This window comes from Peribacillus sp. TH16, from assembly GCF_016651095.1.
In the GTDB taxonomy this organism is placed as follows: domain Bacteria; phylum Bacillota; class Bacilli; order Bacillales; family DSM-1321; genus Peribacillus; species Peribacillus butanolivorans.
On sequence record NZ_JAEKEM010000002.1, the window covers coordinates 1,745,571 to 1,766,056 of the forward strand.

General features: G+C 35.4%; 16 protein-coding genes and 3 pseudogenes. 5 read left to right on the forward strand and 14 right to left on the reverse strand.

From position 1 onward, the window contains the following. Window positions 1-13: 13 nt before the first annotated feature. Window positions 14-1,804: a S9 family peptidase gene (locus JFV29_RS08410; RefSeq protein WP_201182415.1), complete on the forward strand. Its 1,791-nt coding sequence runs from the start codon at window positions 14-16 to the stop codon at window positions 1,802-1,804. 260 nt (window positions 1,805-2,064) lie between these two features. Here the strand turns inward: JFV29_RS08410 and JFV29_RS08415 are convergent, their stop codons facing one another. From JFV29_RS08415 to JFV29_RS08425, 3 genes are all read right to left on the reverse strand, one after another. Next, window positions 2,065-2,679: a LysE family translocator gene (locus tag JFV29_RS08415; RefSeq protein WP_201182417.1), complete on the reverse strand. Its 615-nt coding sequence runs from the start codon at window positions 2,677-2,679 to the stop codon at window positions 2,065-2,067. A 174-nt stretch (window positions 2,680-2,853) separates the two neighbouring features. Continuing rightward, on the reverse strand, window positions 2,854-3,387 hold the full coding sequence (locus JFV29_RS08420; protein ID WP_201182419.1) for a GNAT family N-acetyltransferase: 534 nt from the start codon (window positions 3,385-3,387) through the stop codon (window positions 2,854-2,856). 431 nt (window positions 3,388-3,818) lie between these two features. After that, the gene (locus JFV29_RS08425) at window positions 3,819-5,123 is read right to left on the reverse strand and encodes a hypothetical protein (protein ID WP_201182421.1); all 1,305 of its coding nucleotides are present in this window, start codon (window positions 5,121-5,123) and stop codon (window positions 3,819-3,821) included. Between the two features lie 511 nt (window positions 5,124-5,634). On the opposite strand from JFV29_RS08425, the gene JFV29_RS08430 reads away from it, so the two are divergent. The 3 genes from JFV29_RS08430 (at window position 5,635) to JFV29_RS08440 (ending at window position 10,024) form a co-directional block, all read left to right on the forward strand. Next, window positions 5,635-7,164 carry an AbgT family transporter gene (locus JFV29_RS08430; RefSeq protein ID WP_242486172.1) on the forward strand — a complete coding sequence of 510 codons (1,530 nt, stop codon included), beginning with the start codon at window positions 5,635-5,637 and terminating at the stop codon, window positions 7,162-7,164. Window positions 7,165-7,290: 126 nt separating this feature from the next. After that, complete coding sequence (locus tag JFV29_RS08435) at window positions 7,291-8,550, forward strand: amidohydrolase (RefSeq protein WP_201182425.1); 1,260 nt, start codon at window positions 7,291-7,293, stop codon at window positions 8,548-8,550. Window positions 8,551-8,617: 67 nt separating this feature from the next. Next, entirely contained in the window at window positions 8,618-10,024 is a 1,407-nt protein-coding gene (locus JFV29_RS08440) for a M20 family metallopeptidase (RefSeq protein WP_201182426.1), read from the forward strand. Window positions 10,025-10,643: 619 nt separating this feature from the next. Here JFV29_RS08440 and dfr read toward each other — a convergent pair. The 8 genes and pseudogenes from dfr to JFV29_RS08480 form a co-directional block, all read right to left on the reverse strand. Then, window positions 10,644-11,141, reverse strand: a complete 498-nt coding sequence (dfr, locus tag JFV29_RS08445; RefSeq protein ID WP_201182428.1) for a DfrD/DfrG/DfrK family trimethoprim-resistant dihydrofolate reductase — start codon at window positions 11,139-11,141, stop codon at window positions 10,644-10,646. A 181-nt stretch (window positions 11,142-11,322) separates the two neighbouring features. Beyond that, complete coding sequence (locus JFV29_RS30290; protein WP_242486171.1) at window positions 11,323-11,481, reverse strand: GNAT family N-acetyltransferase; 159 nt, start codon at window positions 11,479-11,481, stop codon at window positions 11,323-11,325. A gap of 502 nt (window positions 11,482-11,983) precedes the next feature. Next, window positions 11,984-12,592 (reverse strand): DedA family protein, encoded by a 609-nt coding sequence (locus JFV29_RS08455; protein ID WP_201182430.1) that lies wholly within the window; start codon window positions 12,590-12,592, stop codon window positions 11,984-11,986. 587 nt (window positions 12,593-13,179) lie between these two features. Further along, window positions 13,180-13,392, reverse strand: a complete 213-nt coding sequence (locus JFV29_RS08460; RefSeq protein WP_242486838.1) for a DUF3953 domain-containing protein — start codon at window positions 13,390-13,392, stop codon at window positions 13,180-13,182. A gap of 338 nt (window positions 13,393-13,730) precedes the next feature. After that, complete coding sequence (locus JFV29_RS08465; RefSeq protein WP_201182432.1) at window positions 13,731-14,918, reverse strand: amidohydrolase; 1,188 nt, start codon at window positions 14,916-14,918, stop codon at window positions 13,731-13,733. A gap of 87 nt (window positions 14,919-15,005) precedes the next feature. After that, window positions 15,006-15,361 (reverse strand): annotated as a pseudogene (locus JFV29_RS08470) (MFS transporter); the annotation flags it as partial. A gap of 261 nt (window positions 15,362-15,622) precedes the next feature. Beyond that, window positions 15,623-16,206: pseudogene (locus tag JFV29_RS08475) on the reverse strand (NADPH-dependent FMN reductase); the annotation flags it as partial. Between the two features lie 39 nt (window positions 16,207-16,245). Next, entirely contained in the window at window positions 16,246-17,556 is a 1,311-nt protein-coding gene (locus tag JFV29_RS08480; protein WP_201182454.1) for a hypothetical protein, read from the reverse strand. Between the two features lie 199 nt (window positions 17,557-17,755). On the opposite strand from JFV29_RS08480, the gene JFV29_RS08485 reads away from it, so the two are divergent. After that, a complete protein-coding gene (locus JFV29_RS08485) occupies window positions 17,756-17,938 on the forward strand; it encodes a hypothetical protein (protein ID WP_201182457.1) in 183 nt (60 codons plus the stop codon). Between the two features lie 457 nt (window positions 17,939-18,395). On the opposite strand, the pseudogene JFV29_RS08490 reads toward JFV29_RS08485, so the two are convergent. From JFV29_RS08490 to JFV29_RS08500, 3 genes and pseudogenes are all read right to left on the reverse strand, one after another. Then, window positions 18,396-18,560 (reverse strand): annotated as a pseudogene (locus JFV29_RS08490) (GNAT family N-acetyltransferase); the annotation flags it as partial. A gap of 229 nt (window positions 18,561-18,789) precedes the next feature. Continuing rightward, on the reverse strand, window positions 18,790-19,401 hold the full coding sequence (locus tag JFV29_RS08495) for an FMN-binding negative transcriptional regulator (protein WP_056527494.1): 612 nt from the start codon (window positions 19,399-19,401) through the stop codon (window positions 18,790-18,792). A 170-nt stretch (window positions 19,402-19,571) separates the two neighbouring features. Next, window positions 19,572-20,474: a DMT family transporter gene (locus JFV29_RS08500; RefSeq protein WP_057218023.1), complete on the reverse strand. Its 903-nt coding sequence runs from the start codon at window positions 20,472-20,474 to the stop codon at window positions 19,572-19,574. Between the last annotated feature and the right edge of the window lie 12 nt (window positions 20,475-20,486).

Below are 20,486 nucleotides of genomic sequence, written 5' to 3' on the forward strand. Positions count from 1 at the left end.
AAGGAGTGAATGTATGAAAGAAATTGGCATCAAATCATATTTGTCTGTTGGAACTGTCAGTAACCCTGTTTATGATCCAAATTGTAATAAGTTAATCTTTATTGCTGATTATTCTGGTTTACCTCAGGTTTGGGCAAAGGATTTCGATATAAGTGAACCTACCCGAATTTCTTTTACTAATGAACGAATTACTTTTGTTAAATATTTAAACAGTTCATCACAACGCGGCCTTCTCATCGGCATGGATGTCTGCGGTAATGAGAAGCAACAACTGTTTTTACTCAAAAGTGATGGTCTACTGATTCCGCTTACCAACTCTCCTGACCATAAACATGAATATGGGGGTCACTCACCTGATGGAAAATGGATAGCCTGGTCAAGCAACCGTCGACATCCTGCCTTTTTCGATATCTATATTCAAAATATCGAAACATTAGAAATACAAATGGTTTTGTCAAAGGATGGACTCTATTCCTCCCTCATGTGGTCTCCTGATTGTAATTCGTTATTGATTCGGAAAACAAATTCCCAGTTGGATAACGATTTAGGTTTACTGAATCTTGACACAGGAGAAATGAATTGGTTAACAGATCATCAGGGTGAAGCAAGCTATAAAAACCCTCATTTCAGTAAGGATGGAGATCATCTCTATTTATTAACAAATCAAGATAGAGAATTTTTTGGGCTCTCGATCATTGATCTTTCAACAAAACATATCACTTGGCTGGAGGTAGGACAGTGGGACTTTGAAGGCCTCGCTATGAGTAAAGATCATTCAAAGTTAGCTTTTTCAATTAATGAAGGAGGTATTTCAAGAGGCATTCTTTTAGATCTAAAATCAAGTGCCCTTTATACATGGATGACACCAATGGGGATGATAACTAGCTTAACATTTTCACCCGACAATCAAAAATTAGCCTATGTATTCAATGGGCCGACCTATCCGTCTGATATATGGCAGGTTGACCTAAAGAAAATGAAGACAGAACGGCTTACTCAATCTCTTCAGACAAAGTTTTTGGAAAATAAATTAATTGAACCCATTCTTATTTCCTTTAAATCTTTTGACAATCTCCAAATACCTGCCTTTTACTTCAAGCCAAATACCCAATCAGAAAAAATTCCTGTTATTCTATATGTTCATGGGGGTCCTGAAAGCCAAATCCGTGCTGTTTTCAATCCAGTTCTGCAGTATTTCCTAAGCCTTGGCTATGCAGTAATTACTCCTAACGTACGCGGGAGTACAGGATATGGAAAAACATATACTCATCTGGATGATGTTCGCAAACGAATGGACTCCGTAAGAGATCTTGTTTCTTTAGTAGATTGGTTAAAGAAAGAAGGAAGCGCTGATCCTAATAGAGTTGCCATTATGGGAGGGAGCTACGGAGGATTTATGGTTCTTGCAGCCATCTCTCACTATCCGGAATTATGGTCTGCTGCAATTGATCTCGTTGGGATTTCAAGTTTCAGAACTTTTCTTAAAAAAACCAGTCCGTGGCGACGCAAACTTCGCGAAGTTGAATATGGAACTATTGAAAAGGACGGAAACTTTTATGATCTGATTGATCCATTGAAACTTACTGACCGGATTACCAGTCCGCTGATGGTACTTCATGGGTCTGATGACCCACGCGTCCCAATTGAAGAATCTGAACAAATCGTAAATAAATTAATGGCAAGAAATCACCCTGTAAAGTTTATCTGTTTTGAAAATGAAGGTCATTCCATCGTAAAACTAAATAATAAAATAACTGCCTATACGGCAATAGCACATTTCCTCAATCAATATATTGGTAAATAATTTCCCAATGCGTCTTTTATATTTTGAAGGGTGATTAAAAGGAATTAGCGTACCGACTATAAGGAAATGTGCTTCTTAGTTTCTTTAAGAAAACAAAAGTCTCTTTTGATATGAGTAATAAAATTTTTCCTATTTTATCATAATTTTTTAAATAACTAACCTGCTCCATTTGTTGCATAAGAAAAAGAGCTGATCATCATCACAGCTCTTTAAAGAACGATTGCACCTGTTAGTTGATTAACGAATAAAAATATATTTATCTATTCGTGTGTTTGAAGAGCTAACTTTATTCCCAAACCAATGTAGACTATACCTACGACTTTCCCAAACCAATTTGAACTGCTGTTAGATTTAACTAATAACTTGTTGCCAATTGTACTTGTTAGGAAAACTAAGAGAGTGGTATACATTATGCTCATCAGTACAAATGTTAACCCAAGCATTAAAAGCTGAATTGTCACTGGGGAACCATCACTTTTTACAAACTGTGGTAAGAAAGCTAAGAAAAATAATGAAGTCTTAGGGTTTAGTAATTCAATTAACAAAGCCTGACGAAATGATAGATTATTATTCACTTTCTTAATAATAGGTTTTTCAATTTTCTTTGATTTTTCAAGCAAAGCTCTTATTCCTAAATAAACTAAGTATGCTGAACCTAAATATTTAACAACTCCAAAAGCAAGTGTAGATGTCATTAATATCGCGGAAAGTCCAACAACTGCCGCAAGAGTATGAATTAAGTCACCAACAGCAATACCCAAGCCTGTGATAATTCCATTCTTTTTTCCACCTTTAATAGTTTGAGATATTGTCAAAAAAACAGCGGGACCTGGGATTAAAAATAACATCAGAACAACTAAAATGAAAGTCAACATTATATATTATTCCTTTCTTTTAGAGATTATACAGCCGATTTAACCAACCACTACATAGTTTATTTTAACACTTTTAACATAATAAACTAGCTCTTTAATCAACAATCCTGCCCCGTTCGTTGCATAAGAAAAAAGCTGATCGTCACAGCCTTTAAAACCGTTAGCTAAACACGTTTACTTATTATTTTTAAGTAATGAATAGACATATGTATCGTGTGCTATACCATTCTGATACATATATTTCTTCAAAACCCCCTCTTTTTGAAAACCAATATTGGTCAGTAACTTATTAGATGCTTCATTGTTTAAAAATACAACAGCACCTATACGAGTTAAATTCATAACATCAAAACCATATGTAAGAACTCTAGATACTGCTTCTGAAGCATATCCTTTTCCCCACTGCTCTGGATGGATTTCGTAACCTATTTCTGCTCTTTTATGTTTAGGTAACCAAGCATTAAAACCAATTGTTCCAATTATACCTTTGGTCTCTTTTTTTTCAATCCCCCAGCGTATGCCTCTTTTTTCATTGTAGTTATTTGAAAAGAAATCAACGAATTTCTCTGCTTCTTCTATACTCTCTAATGTTTCTTGTCCATAATAACGTGTTACATTTTCGTTAGAAAAACAAGCAAAAATTCCTTCTGCATCCTCTTTTGTTATTTCTCTTAATATTAGTCTTTCTGTCTCTAATATTGGAAACATTTCATCTCTCCCTCTGTTTATTACTATAATTAATTATTCTTTTTAAATGGTGAAAATTCCTTTATAAATTGAATTCTTTATTGCACTATCCTGACCCTTTAGTTGAACAAGGGTATTTTCTCTAATTTGAATGTAACGAACGTACATTCAAAAGTTCATATAATGAATCTTATAAGCTGCTGTTTAGAATTGGAGGATTCTTTTATATGCTTATTGAGGTAAACCACATGCCCATCAAGCTAAGAAAATAGGACAACCCCCAAAACGATAAAATGAGCTTCTTTGTTACAAGAAAGCCCAAAATTTTGTTCTGAGGGTATTATAAATTGTTAACTTGATGGCAATGTGACGCTAACTTAGGGAGAGTTAATTAAGAGAAATCCTCAAAACTTTCCTCGGAAATTAAATTGTATATCAAAAATGTCGAGGTGTTACTTCTTTAACATATAAATTTTACGAGGTCTTCCCCGAGGCGATTGAAGTTCTTCTCCTTTGTACTCCACTAAACCGCTTTCACTTAAACTACTCATAATTCTCTGGGCATTTCGAACGGTCATAGATAAATGAGAAGCTAAGTCCGAGGAAGTGAAGCCGTCCCAGCCCATACGATCAATCAATGCTTCAATCTTTTTATACGTTTTTACACTAATGTTAGCCTGATTTAATTTATCTAGCAGTTCTTTATCATTAGAACGGGAGGTATATGCCAATTGTTCTTCTTGACCTACAGATTCGATCATTAAACCATCTTCCTGGATAACAACAATGCCGGAACTTTCTTGCTTCTTCGAATGACGGATCGCCTTACGAGCATTGATTTCAGCCGATGCAGCCGTCTCACCAAAACCAATTCCAACTGCAACAGAGACATCCATCTCAAGTGACAGTTGTTGAACAGTACTTTGCAAGCTACCAATTTCTCGTTCAATTGCCTTGCGTGAACTAAATATTTGATAGCGGCCGTTTCCATTTTCGATGAGGGATCCATCTAATTTTTCGCAAAATGAAAGCAATGTTTGTTTAATTTTCAGCTCCAAATGCTGCAGATGGTAACGAATATTAACCTCGTCTACAAATTGATCAAACTGATCAATTTCAATAATCTCTACACCTATCTGACTATCCTTGAAATAAGTACTTTTTGCTTTTTCAATTAAAATCTTGACCGCTTGTCTAATTTCCATCTTTGTCATATTTATTTTGTAGACAGGAACATTTTCTTTCTTCAATGCTTCATATACAGATTGTAAAACGGTAAGGACACCTTGTACCTCCCCTTCCCTCCACAACTGAAGATGAAATTGAACAATGTCTTGAAAATTATATTGTTCATCAAATGTTTTTACATAAATATGTTCAGTGGAAATTCCTAGTTCTTGTAGCGACTCTTGCAAAAAAAAGTCTTCTAATCGAATCATATCGATGGATATCTTATCGAAAAAATACTTTTGATCCGCAGACATTTGTAAAAAACATCTATATAAACTAGATCCAACAGGAGGACAATACGTAAAATTGGCCTCTGAATCTAACATTTCTTTTGCAATTCTATAAGGAACTGGTCCAGAGAAAAACCAACCATTTACTGCATTTTGGTGATTTTTTATAATGTCCGTTACCTCTCGTGCATCTTCATATGGAAAATCAATGAAATCTATTTCATGCTCAAATTCATTAGTAACATCCCGAATTTTCTTTAAAGATGAAAGTGGACCTACAACACCAATTTTATACAAGTTTACTTCACCCCTACATCATACTATTAGATTTATTATATCAAAATAACCAATTAACCCCAACAGGGAATAATAATGAGATCCAAATATTAATAACATGTAAAGCGCCGTTTGACATAAATAAACGGTGCTACTTAATATGGTTTACTTCTCTATCGTGAGGTCAAGAGTGGTAGAACTTATACATGCAAAAGATTCAAAACCTTTTGTTTGTTTAGAAAGTATTACTAAAGCTAGAAAAAAAAGATTCCTTTTTTTCTGAAAATTTTATTGAAATAGATTATTCTTAATTATATAATACATTTAACGAAAATAACGTTAAGTATTCGTTAAATGAAAAACAAGTAATTTGAAAGGTATGTATGAAGTACACGAAGGATGAAAGACCATTTTGGGTAATTTTAGCTTAAGGAAGGTTTAGAGAAAAAGTTTATAAATTAAATGGTACAAAAAAAGCACAAACTACAAATGGAAGAAGGTTTAGGAGGAGAATGTAATGGAACAAAAAGTAATGAAAGATACAACTAATCTGCAAAATCATAAAAAAGGTGGATTTTTCAATCAAGTAGAGCGAATAGGAAACAAAATCCCCCATCCATTTATTTTATTTATTTATATGATTGCCTTTTTATTTGTTGTAACCGCTCTCTTATCCGTTTTCCATGTTTCGGCATCGGATCCCATTAGTGGAGAGAAAGTAGAAGTTCAAAATCTCTTAAGCCGTGAAGGCATTCAATGGATACTGCCGAATATGATTAAAAACTTTTCCGGCTTTTTACCACTAGGTTCTATTTTAGCCCTAATGCTAGGCGTAGGACTTGCTGAAAAAGTCGGTTTGTTAGAAGTTTTGATTCGAAAAATGTCGTTAAAGGTCTCAGGGAAATACGCGAGTTATTTAGTTGTATTCGTTGCATTTTTTAGCCATGTCTCTTCTGATGCTGCGCTTGTTATTATGCCTCCTCTTGGAGCTTTAATTTTCCTTGCTGTGGGACGGCACCCTGTTGCTGGGTTGCTCGCTGCTATTGCTGGGGTTGGTTCAGGTTTCACTGCCAATTTATTAATCGTCACAACAGATGTCTTGCTATCAGGAATTAGTTCGGAAGTAGCGAATGGTATGAAAGCAAATTTGACAGTTAATGTTACCGATAACTGGTTCTTTATGGCTACTTCAGTTCTCGTACTTACTGTTGTCATTGCCTTGATTACAGATAAATTTGTTGAGCCGCGCTTAGGAAAATATGAAGGTAGCGGTAAGCATAAAAAATTGGAACAATTAACGAAGCAACAAAACAAAGCACTCCTGGCTACAGGTATTTCAGCATTGATTTTTATAGCTGTTATGGTCGTTCTAGTCGTTCCGGAAGGAGCCCTATTACGAAATCCAGAAACTGGAGCTATTCTTCCCTCTCCATTTATGTCTGGTATTGTCGCGATCATCTTACTTTTCTTTTTTACAGTCTCTATTACTTATGGAGTTAAGGTGGGAGCAATTAAGAAACAAAATGATATTCCAGAATTATTAGTAGATCCAATTAAAGGAATGGCCGGATTTATTATTATGGTTTTTCCACTTTCCCAGTTTGTCGCTTGCTTTAACTGGAGTAATATGGGTAAATTTTTAGCTTTATCCATCACAGATCTCTTAGAACAGCTAAACATAGAAGGTGCACCCGTCCTTATTGGGTTAATGTTCTTATCTGGACTTCTATCCATGTTTATTGCTAGCGGATCCGCGATTTGGTCTATATTAGCTCCGGTTTTTGTTCCAATGTTTATGGTATTAGGCTATCATCCTGCCTTCGCCCAAATGCTTTTTAGGGTAGCAGATTCATCTGTTCTACCATTAGCACCTGTATCTCCATTTGTCCCACTATTCTTAAGTTTCCTACAAGAGTATAGAAAAGATGCAAAACTAGGAACTTATTATTCTCTTATATTGCCATATCCGATTATCATCTTTATCATTTGGACGCTATTGGTAGTGGTTTGGTATTTCCTTGGCCTCCCAATTGGTCCTGGCGTATACCCGAAATTACCGTAATTTGAAAAATCGCAAGCGCCTTGAATAGCCCCTTCAGCGACTCGAGGGGCTAGGCTGCTTGAGCTAGACGCCAAAACTCGTCGAAAATTATTAAATTTTCATCAAATAACTTTAGGAGTGAAAGAATTGGATATTATTTCTTTAAGACGTGATCTTCATCAACACCCAGAAGTTGGCTTTACCGAATTTCGAACTGCTTCAAAAGTAGTAGAAGTACTAACTTCTTTGAAATATAACGTGATATTTGGAAAAGATGCTTTAGATGGGGATTCTCGCCGTGGAGTTCCACCTACAGAAGTATTACAAGAAACATTTAATAGAGCATTACAAGACGGTGCAAATCCAGAAATTCTCCAAGAAATGGAGGGTGGATATACTGCTGTTATCGGTATATTAAAAGGAAAAACAGATGGCCCAACTGTAGCTTTCCGGTTTGATATGGATGCATTACCTGTAACGGAAAGTACTGATTCTGACCACTTCCCACAAACTAACGGTTTTCGTTCCAAATATGAAGGGAATATGCATGCCTGTGCACACGATGGCCATACAGTAATTGGATTAGGGCTTGCTGAAAAATTAGCGGACCAGAACTTTGCAGGAACGGTTAAGCTTATTTTTCAACCAGCTGAAGAGGGAGTACGCGGTGCCTATTCAATTGTACAAAAAGGAATTTTAGATGATGTGGATCATTTATATTGTCTGCACCTTGGCACAGATGTCCCTCTAGGAGAATTTCATGGTGGGTCTTCTGGCTTTTTAGCAAGTACGAAAATGGCAGCTCATTTTCACGGGGTATCTTCTCATGCAGGTGCTTCTCCTGAAAAAGGAAAAAATGCATTGTTAGGAGCAGCCACTGCATTATTAAATATTCATGCTATTCCAAGATTTAGTTCAGGTTCTACCCGCATAAATGTAGGTATTCTTAATGGTGGTACAGCCGCTAATATTATTCCAGCGCATGCAAAAATGATAATTGAAACCCGTTCCGTAACCGAAGAAACAAATGCAGAAATGGAGAAACGTGTTCGAAATATCGTGGCTCATAGTGCAGGTATGCATGAGCTTGAATATGAAATTGAAATTATAGGACAAGCAATTACGATTCATTGTGATCAAGAACTTGTCGATCTAGCTATGGAAGAAGCCCGAAATGTAGATGGTTTTTCAACAATCAAAGCATGTAGGGAATCCGGTTCTGCTGGAAGCGAGGATGCAAGTTTTATGATTCGAAGAGTACAGGATAATGGTGGTAAAGGGACATATATGATTATTGGGACCGATATTCCTGCACCACACCACCATCCTAAATTTGATATTCAAGAAGAAGTGTTACCAAGAAGTGTAGAACTTTTGAATCTTATTGCAAGACGACTTTTAAAATAATATTTCATATTAAATCGAATATACATTCATATTAAATTGATTATATATAGGAAGGAAAGCGTGTAAAATGACACATGTAAATAGACTATCAGAAATCATTGAACAAAAAAAAGAAAAATTCATTGAAGTTAGTGACTGTATATGGAATTTTGCAGAAACACGTTTTGAAGAATATCAATCTGCTGAATTGCTTTGCAGCACGTTAGAAAACGAAGGCTTTTCTGTTGAAAAAGGTGTTGGAAACATAGAGACAGCATTTATTGGTAGCTTTGGAACTGGTAAACCTGTTGTGGCAATCATGGGAGAATTTGATGCGTTGTCAGGTATGAGTCAAAAAACAGCTACAGCTAAACAAGAGCCAATTGTACAAGGTGAAAATGGCCATGGATGTGGTCACAATTTACTTGGTACTGGATCGTTAGCTGCTGCTGTTGCAGTGAAGAATTATATGGAAGAGAATCATATAAATGGGACAGTTCGTTATTATGGATGTCCTGGAGAAGAAGGCGGATCAGGCAAAACCTTCATGGTCAGAGAAGGTTTATTCGATGACGTTGATTTTGCATTTTGTTGGCATCCACTAGATGTTAACGGAATTATGTCGATGGATTCACTTTCCAATTTCCAAGTGTATTATAAGTTTAAAGGAAAAAGCTCTCATGCAGCAGCATCACCACATTTGGGACGTAGTGCTTTAGATGCCGTAGAACTTATGAATGTTGGCGTGAACTATTTAAGAGAACATATTATCCAAGACGCCAGAGTTCATTATGCGATAACGAATTCTGGTGGATTATCGCCTAATGTTGTCCAACAAGATGCAGAAGTTCTTTATTTATTACGAGCTCCAGAAGTTTCACAAGTTCAAGATATTTACTTAAGAGTTTGTAATATTGCTAGGGGAGCAGCCCTTATGACAGGAACTGAAGTAGAAATCGTTTTCGATAAAGCCTGTTCTAATGTTATCCAAAACACAGTGTTAGATTCCGTTATGTATAAGAATTTTCAAGAATTAGGTATTCCACAACACGATGATAAAGAAAAACAGCTTGCAAAAGAGATCCGTGCTACCTTAACCGAACAAGAAAGGAATAGTACAATCAATCCGTTTAATGATAGTCAAGATGATGCTATGGCAAGTTGGTTGGAACCCATTGAGGGCTGTCAATCGCCATTAACAGGTTCCTCGGATGTGGGGGATGTTAGTTGGATTGTTCCTACTGCTCAATGCACAACAGCTTGTTTTGTTCTTGGATCCCCTCTGCATAGCTGGCAGTGGGTTACACTCGGATCAACATCTATTGCCCATAAAGGTATGCTTCATGCTGGCAAGGTTATTGCGGCAACTGCAGTAGAAGTACTCCAAAATCCAGAATTAATTGACAAGGCAAAAGCAGAGCTAAAAGAACGATTAAAAGGGAAAAGCTATGTCTCCCCTATTCCGCAAGATGTAAAGCCCTTAGTTAAAAGATAATGATTAGAAAGATTGTTGTAATCGTACGTATGGAAAATTCCCTGACTTTATTGAAATGATGACCAATGTTCATAGCATATATGGTGATGAATTTATGGGTTTTTTTGAATACTCTTTCGATAATAAGGTAGAAAAAATCGCTCAAGAGGACGGAATGATCCAATAATGACTGGGTGACTTTAAGTGAAATAGCAGTATAAAAAGGGATCTTCGATTGGAAGATCCCTTTTTCATTGAGAACTTTTATCTTTGATTCCATTCTTTATTTAACAGCCTATAAACTATATGGTCAACATAATGTCATATAACCCTTCTACTTGCAATAATAAACAGCTGCTACAAAAACCTATATCATTCTATAGCACCCGATAGTTGAAAATAACTTATTTTTTTCCTTAAGTTAAAATAAATTATAGATTAAACGTATTATCATTCTTGGAATAAAAAATAAGATTCTCCAAGCTACTTCAAACAAGACTGAATCTCGAATTTCAACGAGTATACCTTTTAGAAATACTTTCTTTTTTCTTTTTTCTTTTTTCTTTATTCTTTTTTCTTTATTCTTTATTCTTTATTCACCCTATTATCTCCTAAACACAATAATGAAGAAACGCGCCTGTTAGTTTAGTATGTTTTTTCTTTCATAAACATGAAAATAGTAAATATATGGATTTTCATCATCAGTAATCCCTTTTTCTACAGATACTTCTTCCCATTCATTAAAATTAATTTCCGGAAAAAATGTATCCCCTTCGAATTCATGATGAATTTTTGTAATATACAGCCTTTCTACATAAGGTAAGAACATTTTATAAATTTGTTCCCCTCCAAAAATGAAAATCTCTTCTTCATTTTCACATAACTTAAAAACATTTTTGATTGAATGAGCAATTTCACAACCATCAAAATTAAAAGCCTTATCTCTTGTCAAAATAATATTCCTTCTGTCGGGTAAGACACTTCCAATTGACTCAAAGTTCTTTCTACCTAATATGATTGGATGTCCCTTTGTAGTTTTCTTTACATACTGCCAATCCTTTGGAATTCTCCACGGAATGGCATTCTCTTTACCAATTACTCTATTCTTGTCCATTGCAACAATTAAAAAAAATTTCATGTCTAATAACAGCCCTTTTTAAACTATATTACCATGTGATCTTGTATTTCTATTGAGATTTCTTCTTCATTTATCCTGCCACTTTAGTGGAAAAAAAGCCGCCGAAGCAGCAGGCAACCTTATACTATTGCACCCGTTAATCGATAACAAGAAAACGTATTAAAGAAACAACTCCATCTCACTATCCTTCGTCGTAAAGCACATTTTTTTGTATAGATGTTTTCCATTTAGAGGCGTGCAACCAAATCCGTTTAACACCACTATTTCTGCTTTCGTCTATACATTTTTTTAGCATTCGTTTTGCCAAACCTTTTCCACGATACTCAGGGATAGTGTACATATTAAGAATGTAGGCTTCAACCCCATGAAGATTTTCCAAATATGGTGGTCTTTGAAATTAAACCATTCCACTAATACTAATGGCTTCCCCATTCGATTCCGCAATATAGGATATAAATTCATTTTTTGAAAGTGCTTTATGTAAATACTCTCTTGTTGATGTCTCCATAAGATGTTCCTCCTGAAGAGATTTTAACTAACCTAGTTCTTTTAAAAGTGCTAACCGCAAACTAACTATCTTATCAATGTCTTCAATAGAAGCCTTGATGAAATCAAACTTATTAATACGACTCAACCAATATCACTTCCTTCCTTTTGAGGATTTGCTCAAAATATGTATATTCTTTTTAATATATTAAATTTCCTTCTTCAATTAAACTGCCCCGTTAGTTGCATAAAGAAAAAGCTGCCTTAAAGACAGCTCCGATCTAAACTAACGCACCTGTTAGTTTTATAAGCTCTAAATATAATTTTATTAAAGTCCTCCATCTTAACCGTCACTTTTATGAAATACCCCTTCTTAATCGATTTCTTCTCTTCCATAAAAAATAAATGAATATTGAAAGGACCAATAAACTCGTAATTAAATAAATACAGTATTTTGACATATATAGTTCAACATTGGTCCAATTTTCCCCTAATATTCTTCCTAGTGTGATAAAAGTAAAACTCCATATTAATGCACCAGTATAGGCGTAAATAACAAATATTCTAAAAGGGAAGCGATTGACAGCTGCTATATACGCTGTAAGATGCCGTACCCCAGGAATAAAATAACCAAATAATAAAAGAAAGGGTCCGAATTTCTTGAATAATTTCTTTGTTTTGTTAATTTTTTGTTCGGTAATGTGAATTTTTGGTCCAAACTTTTCTAATAAAGGCAACCCAAATTTATAACCAATGAAGTAGCTAAGCGAAATCCCCCCCGTTGCTCCTACAAAGGCACTTACTATTGAAATTAAGTAAGATAATTTACCCTGAAACACAATGTAACCAATATATGTAAGAATAACCTCGTCGGGTATAGGAAGTCCAACAATACCTCCGATTAAAGCAAATATAATTCCGAAGTACCCATAATGTTCTAGAAGGTAAGCAATATGATTTTCCACTTTTTCACTCCACCTTTTAGGTAATGTCTAACAATCATTTCTGATTATTTATTATCAGCAGTATTTAAATAATAATAAAAGAAAATTTACTCTTCATCGGGGATCTCCTTTTCCTTTAACAATATTAAAGGTTATTATCCCCAATTTTTGATTTTCTTATTGCACTAAACTGCCCCAATAGTTGCATAAAAAAAGCTGCCTAAAGACAGCTCCGATAGTTTGGGATTCCGTCAACCAATTTAAGAATCTATCAAATAAATATGCTATAATTCCCCAATATAGAAAGATTGGAGAGAGAAACAATGGACTGGGTAGACTTTATGGCACTTTCTGGTATACTATTTTATTTAATTCCAATAACATTTATTGTTTGGTTTTTAATCAGCTTCCTCAAAACTCAAAAGGAAAGAAACATTTTACTTAGAGACATTTCATTAAGGTTAGACAAGTATAAAATAGACAGAAAGGAAGAGTAATATGATACTCTTTCTTTCTGTCTATTTTATTTCACAATTTGTGTCTTATACGAAACAAAAGACATCCTTACTTATTGAAGTAAAGCACCCATTAGTTCATTAAGAAAGCCTTTATGGAAGCAAAGAAAAGAAAATAAATAAAGAGATAGCAATATTCATATACCCCCAAAATCCTTTTCTGTCTTTTTGAAGTTCGGCTAATCCTGTCACCAACGTAAGTGCCCCAAGGAACAACATATAATACGGCATTAACTCATAGGTTTGAGTTATTAGACTATAACCTGATAGAACAATAACCACTATTGTTAAGATAATTCTAACCATTTTCAAGAATATATTTCCCCCTACAAATTAAGTTCTGTACAATTTCTTTTTCAATCATACCATTGGACACCTTTTCATTTGTGTAAAAAATGGAAATTCCTTCTTTCACTAACCTGCCCCTTAGTTCCATAAGAAAAAGAGCTGCTGATCAGCTCCTGATAATTGATGTTCCATTTGTGGTTTCATGATACACAAACTCAATGATACTATGGATTTTTCGCTTTCTTCTTTATTAGCTTGTCTCGGTATTCGTTTTGCTTTTTATCAATAGAATTATCTAATACACCGAACCATGTGGTCATCTATGCCATACCTTACAAACAATTCTAATCTTTTTCCTAATCTAACTCATAATAACCGCAAACTACATATCCTACTGCTTTTGCTGCCACGAGAAGGGCATCTTCATCGATATCAAATTTAGGATTATGATTAAAATAAGGTTTTTCTACTCCTTTAGGTGTACATGCAATGTAAAAGAAGCAGGAAGGGAATTTTTCAGCATAGTAAGCAAAGTCTTCAGATGGTGGCATTGCTGGAAATTCCTTTACTTCTTTAATATCTTTATCATTTGCATTCTTGAGAAACTCAGCAACCTTTTCTGTTATTTCAGGATCATTATATAAAGGTGGATAATCATTCGTATATGTTAGATCACATGTTACACCAAATTCTTCTTCAAGTCCTTTTACAAGACGTTTAACTTCTTTTTCAATTGTTCCCTTTGTTTCAACAGTCATATAACGGATATCGCCTTCAAGCTCTACGCTGTCTTTAATTACATTGAATGTTCCTTTTCCATCAAAAGAACCAATCGTAATCACACCAATATCAAAAGGACTTAATCGACGGCTAATAATCGTTTGAGCGGCTGTAACAAAATGAGCACCAGCCACAATGGCATCATTCGCTAGATGTGGTGAGGAACCATGTCCACCTCTACCTTGAATTTTTAATTTCATATAAGCCCTGCCGTTAAAAGAATATCCAGCGTGATAACCAACAACTCCTGCTGGGCCCATTGGCAGCAGATGAGTTCCAAATACATTATCTAAATCGTCAAGCATGCCGGATTCTACAATACTCTTTGCCCCGCCTGGCGGAACTTCTTCCGCATGTTGATGAATAATTTTTATTGTACCTGGAATTTCATCTTTTAATTGGATTAGGCAATCCGCTAAAACTAACAAGTAGGCTGTATGACCATCATGACCACACGCATGCATAACGCCTTCATTTTTTGATGTAAAGGGCACATCCGTTTCTTCGACGATTGGGAGCGCATCAAAATCAGCGCGCAGACCAATGCTTTTTCCAGGCTTTCCACCTTTAATTGTCACGATAATTCCGTATCCATTACCTACATTAGATTGAACTTCTACGTCCTTTCCTTTATAAAAATCAATAATATATTGAGCTGTTTTTTCTTCTTTAAAAGAAAGCTCAGGATTTTGGTGTAGATGTCTGCGAATTTCAATAATTTCATCCTTACGAGATTCTAACATTTCTATTAATTCACTTCTCATAAACTCTTCCTCCTTTCATTATTTTCGAAAACGCCACTAAATGTGGCGTTTTACATTTCCAACTACTAATTATTCTACAACAGGGCTTCAAACTGGTAATTTTTCAGGAGCATTAGATGTTTTACCGGCATCTTTTGGCACCAAAAAGATAGTAGAGAATATTGAAAGTACACCGAATATAACGTTTACGATACTACCTACTGTAGCCGCTGGTTCAAGATTTCCATTTGCTGCAATTGCACCGTAAACAGCTGCAGAAATCGCGACGCCTATTGCACTGCCAAGTGAGCTTGCCATTTTATAAACTCCAGCTGCTTCACCGACTTTGTCAGCAGGAGCATTAGATACAGATGTATCTGTTGATGGGGTCGCATAAAGTCCAAATCCAAATAGCGCAATCCAATGAAGACGACAATTGTATAAGTAAGGTCCGGTAAGGCCTCCACCCCTTGGATAGGCATGACGAAGGAATGAGAGGGCATATTTTATGACCCGTTGATATGGGAGGGAAAGCCTCCAAGGGCGGCGTGGTGAAAATGTGCATTACATGGTAGAATATTGAGTTTTATTATATCTCCTTTATTTCACTTTGCCTTCACAAAGCCAAAATAATCTGAACTCATATCATTAAACCGTTATTACGCTATCACAAAAAGAGGGATAGCTATAATCCTCCTCACATTTACTAATGTTTGGAATGATTTTTATCGTAAAGTTTTTAATGCACCGCTCCAGGCGATAACTTGGTCAAGCATAGCATTTACATTTTTAGGGTGGTGTTCAGCTGGTTTAAAAACACTTCCATTTTCAAAATCTGTAAATAATGACAATGTTGGATGTACACGAACATCTGCAACTAGTAATTCTCCTAAAATTCCACGTAAATGTTCAGCTGCACGAGCACCACCAGTTGAACCATAGCTTACAATACTAGCAGCTTTATTATTCCATTCGTCACGAGCTGAATCTAATGCATTCTTTAATGCACCTGTGATGCTATGATTATATTCTGCCACAATGAATACAAACCCATCTAAATTAGTAAGCTTTTCTGACCAAGCTTTTAATCCTGGTTCTTCACCATTAGTTGTAAATACAAAAGGTAAATTGAAGTCTGCAATATCTACGATTTCATAATTCGCATCGCCACGTTTGTCAGCAATTCCTTTTACCCATTCTCCTACTTGTGGACTTACACGTCCTTGGCGTGTACTTCCTAAGATAATTCCGATATTTAATTTTGTCATTGTTTTTCCTCCTCAGTAGCTGATCTACCAAATAGTTTGTCTTAAGTCCAATAAGGACTATTATTAAGATAAATTTTTCTTTATTTTGCTGATTGTTCATATATTTTTATACCGTTTAATGGGACGATACCATTTTCAATTAATACTGCCTTCGATCCAGTTCCATTTGAGAATATTCCACCCTTGACCGTCATTGTATTTATTTCACCTTGTACGTGAAGACTTCGAACATTTTGCCCATTTGTAACGATTCTGCCGCCAATTTCGACCTTATCAATTTTACCGCCTTCTTTGACACTTAATCCGTCGGCAGATAGTTGCGTGATGACTCCCTTTACTAAGGATTCCCCTTCACCTCCAAATGTTTCAATATCTTCATGCACGACTAATGTTCCTAGAGGTCGACTGACTTGAATACCAACAGCAGCATTTGCATGAGTAACAATCCGTTTAAATTCTGCATATTTTAAGCTTCCATCATACAAATTAAACCCCCGAGCACCGATCCCGTACGTTTCGATATCACTGAGGATACGCAGCGTCCCGATTTCGCTAAAGTTTACAAAACCAATACCACTTGGCCCATGAGAAGTAATTCGCTTTTCTGCCATCCATTCGTTCACCATTCCCCAATTATCTAACACCATATCATTCACACCATACGTCGTTACAGAACCATGATTCACAACCTTTTTAACATGCGCACCATAAACGACAAAAACACCACCTGAAATGACATCTGGCGTGCCTTGTTTAATTCCACCATTTGAGTGTATCTCACCTGTTTCTAACATATCCACTTCGATTCGACCGCCTACATCGCCAGCCCCACTAACAAATATGCCACTTCCTTGTACAGGTTTTTCATTACTTCCTGCCCTCAGACCAGTAAGATGAGCTGTAATTGTCACGTTCGAATCGGTTTGTTGATTCCATAATGTAAAGGCTCCCTGCAAGACGTATACACCAAATCCTTTAGGTCGATCCTGTAGTTCCCTCGTATCCGCTTCGATTACTTCCACATTTTGTGCAATTACATGCCCCGAACGTACAGAACCAGTAGCTAATAGTTGAATTTGTCCGATTGTTTTTACATTCTTTAAGCTTAATGTTCCAAGTGAATCTACATCTGGTCTGTTTAAAATTGCTCGACAGCTAGGTTCAACTATAAATGTTAATCCTTCAATCTTATTGTCCCGACTTACCTCAATACCATCAATACCTCTCTTAAATTTGATCATTGAATCACCTTCACCCAGTAATTGTTGCCCTGGTGACAAGTTTAACGAAGGACTTTCAATTATTTTTCCTTTCACACGAATTACTTCAATCGCTTGATTGCCAACTGCGTTTACAAGTTCATCTACTGTTGAAATTGTAACCACTTTCATTTATTTCATCCTTTCAGGGGAATTTTATTTTCACCTTACAAAACTTCATAAAAGAATCCTCTCTGAATTATCCCCATATATATAGAAAAAATTACTTTAATTAATCTTGAAACCATTTCAAAAACAATTCGCTTTTTGTGTTTTTTATCGATTATGCATTGTTTTATTCGATTAAATGGCTCGATTCCGGAATAACATGATGAACATTTTTTCAATGGCTTTATTATTTCTTTTTACAACGTATTTGGGTTGGTTTAATTTCTTGGATACACTTGCTTTTGATACAGATGAACGTAGTATTCGCAAGTTTGCGATGGAAAGTTGCTTACACCCAATAAACGAAACAAAAGCAACGATTCCATTAAGAAAAATGATAGCATAACATTGCTTTCGCAAATATCTGTAGAGTAATAGCTATAATGAAATAAATAAGCTGTCTTAGTTAAGAAAAGAGAAGGTGTTTTTGAAAGTTGACTATTTTTAAGATTGTATATTTAGCATTTAATTTAATCTTTTTATCAGGAGGAATTGTTTTTTGGATTTTTTATAAGCGTTATAAAGATAAAGAAGTTTATGTTCTTACATTGCAACGTATCATTACAATTATTATAATTTTTATTATTTTGGATATGTTGTTAGGGCTAATTAATGAGTTTTTGGATTTTTCGAGGGGCAATTATTAATTATTCGCTGCCCAAAAAAAGAAGCGTATTCGATTTATATTTCGAATTCGCTTTTTTATTTGAATGAAATCAGCAATCAAGTTAAACATAGCTTTCAAATAAAAAGACTGACCAACAACCTACTTAATACAAGCACCTATTAGTTTAAGACTATTTCTAATCTCTAATTTCTTTAATACTTTTCCCAGCTAAAAATGAATGTCCATTTTTCAATTTATCAACTGTTTGAAATCCATACTTTTGATATACTTTTTCTACTGATTCATTTATCGGAAAAACCCAAAGCTTCTTTATTCCTCTATTCATTACTTCTTTTTGTATTGAAAAAGAATTCACAGCAGCTTAGGATATAAAAGTCCCAAGCCAAGAAATAAAGCTTAAGATTTAACTTTTTTGTGTCCAAAATATTGACTCAAATCCAAGACTTCTCCGTCATAAACTTTTATTACCTCATATATTCCGTCACCGAATTGATCTAAAAGAAGTTCAAAAAAAAAGAGCGTTAATCCTTATTGGATCAACACTCCTGTTAGTGCAGTAACATTCAACGTTATTTTTTTAGGTTTGCTTTCATTAATAATGAAATCTGTTGCTCATCTGTATTTGAAATTTGTTCCAGTTGATTAACAATTGACTCTTGTCTCTGCAATGGATGGTTTTGACTCAACTTTGCTTTCCCTTCTATTTTGTTAATTTTTATTTTGAATCCTTGAACTCCTTTGTTCATACCAGCGAGAAACTCAGCATCAACATCTTGCAAACTGTATGAACTGTCAGGAGCTTCGTACTTCGATACCATATCATGCAGGGAGCTCATTAACTCATGTTCATCCTCTTGCAGTTCGACTTCTCCGTAAACATGAACGGTCACATAATTCCATGTTGGTACTGCTTTATTCGTCTCATACCAAGATGGGGAGATATAACAATGCGGACCATGAAAAATAGCTAAGACGGTTTGATTTTTGATGTCTTTCCACTGAGGATTAGGACGAGCAAAATGTCCATATAAGTATGAATTATCCTTGTTCAAAATTAATGGTAAATGAGTCGCAAAAGGCATTCCATTATGTTGAGAAAATAGAGTCGCAAAACTATGTTCCTTTATAATGTCGAAGGCAAGTGTTTCGTCTTTAATTTTAAAATGTGCAGGAATATACATGTTTTTTCTCCTCTCAGAATCTTTTCTTATCATTAAATTTATAATTTCTCTATAGAATAACGGTTTGTTAACCACAATCCTCTATATTCATGACAACTTCTTCATCTAATACAATTCGGTCGTTCTATAAGCTATATGCCATACGTTAGCTATCTCAATTGAACATGCAGTTAGTTTTTCTCTGATACAGCTCCGTTTTTTGATACGTGAGCATTTTTGCCTAATATAACAGAAAAGACAACAATCACTGCTATTACAAGAGTGAAAAATGTGATGGATTCATCTAGAAATACTGTTGCAAATAGAATCATCAAAAATGGTTGTAAGTATTGAATCTGACTAACTCTTGCTATTCCGCCCATAGCCATTCCGCTATACCAAGCAACATATGCTAGAAATTGACTAACCACTGCGAGATAAATAAAACTAACCCAAGCTTGTAAAGGGGCATGTAGCATTTCAGTTGTAAAGTTTAGCCCAACTGGAATAATGAAAAATGGAGCACCGATCATAATTGCCCAAGCAATCACTTGCCAGCTACCTAATTCTTTCGCTAATTTCCCCCCTTCTGCGTAACTAAGTCCCAGTATAATCACTGCTGCTAGTAAAGCTAAATCGGCAAATTGCAATTGACCGAATCCAAGATGAAGTGCATACATAATGACAGCTAAAGAGCCGATTATACTTGAAATCCAGAACTTGAGAGAAGGGATTTCACCTGCTCTAAACATAGCAAATCCGGCTGTTGCTAACGGTAACAGGGCTAATTCCACAGCTCCATGAGAAACAGGTAAGGATTCCATTGCCCAAGAAGCGAGGAGAGGAAATCCTAAAACTGCGCCAACAGCAACAATAAGTAGACTTTTGAATTGGCCTGGAGAAGGTAGTTTTTCTTTTCGAACGATCAATACCACAGCTACTAAAATAGCAGCAACAACTGTTCTTCCTAAACCGACGATCGTAGTCCCAAAATACTCTACTGCAATACTTGTAGCAGGGAGTGTTAAGCTAAAACAAATGACACCTACTAATCCTAACAATAATCCAAGTTTCTCTCTGGTTTCTCTCTGCATCTTATCCTACCC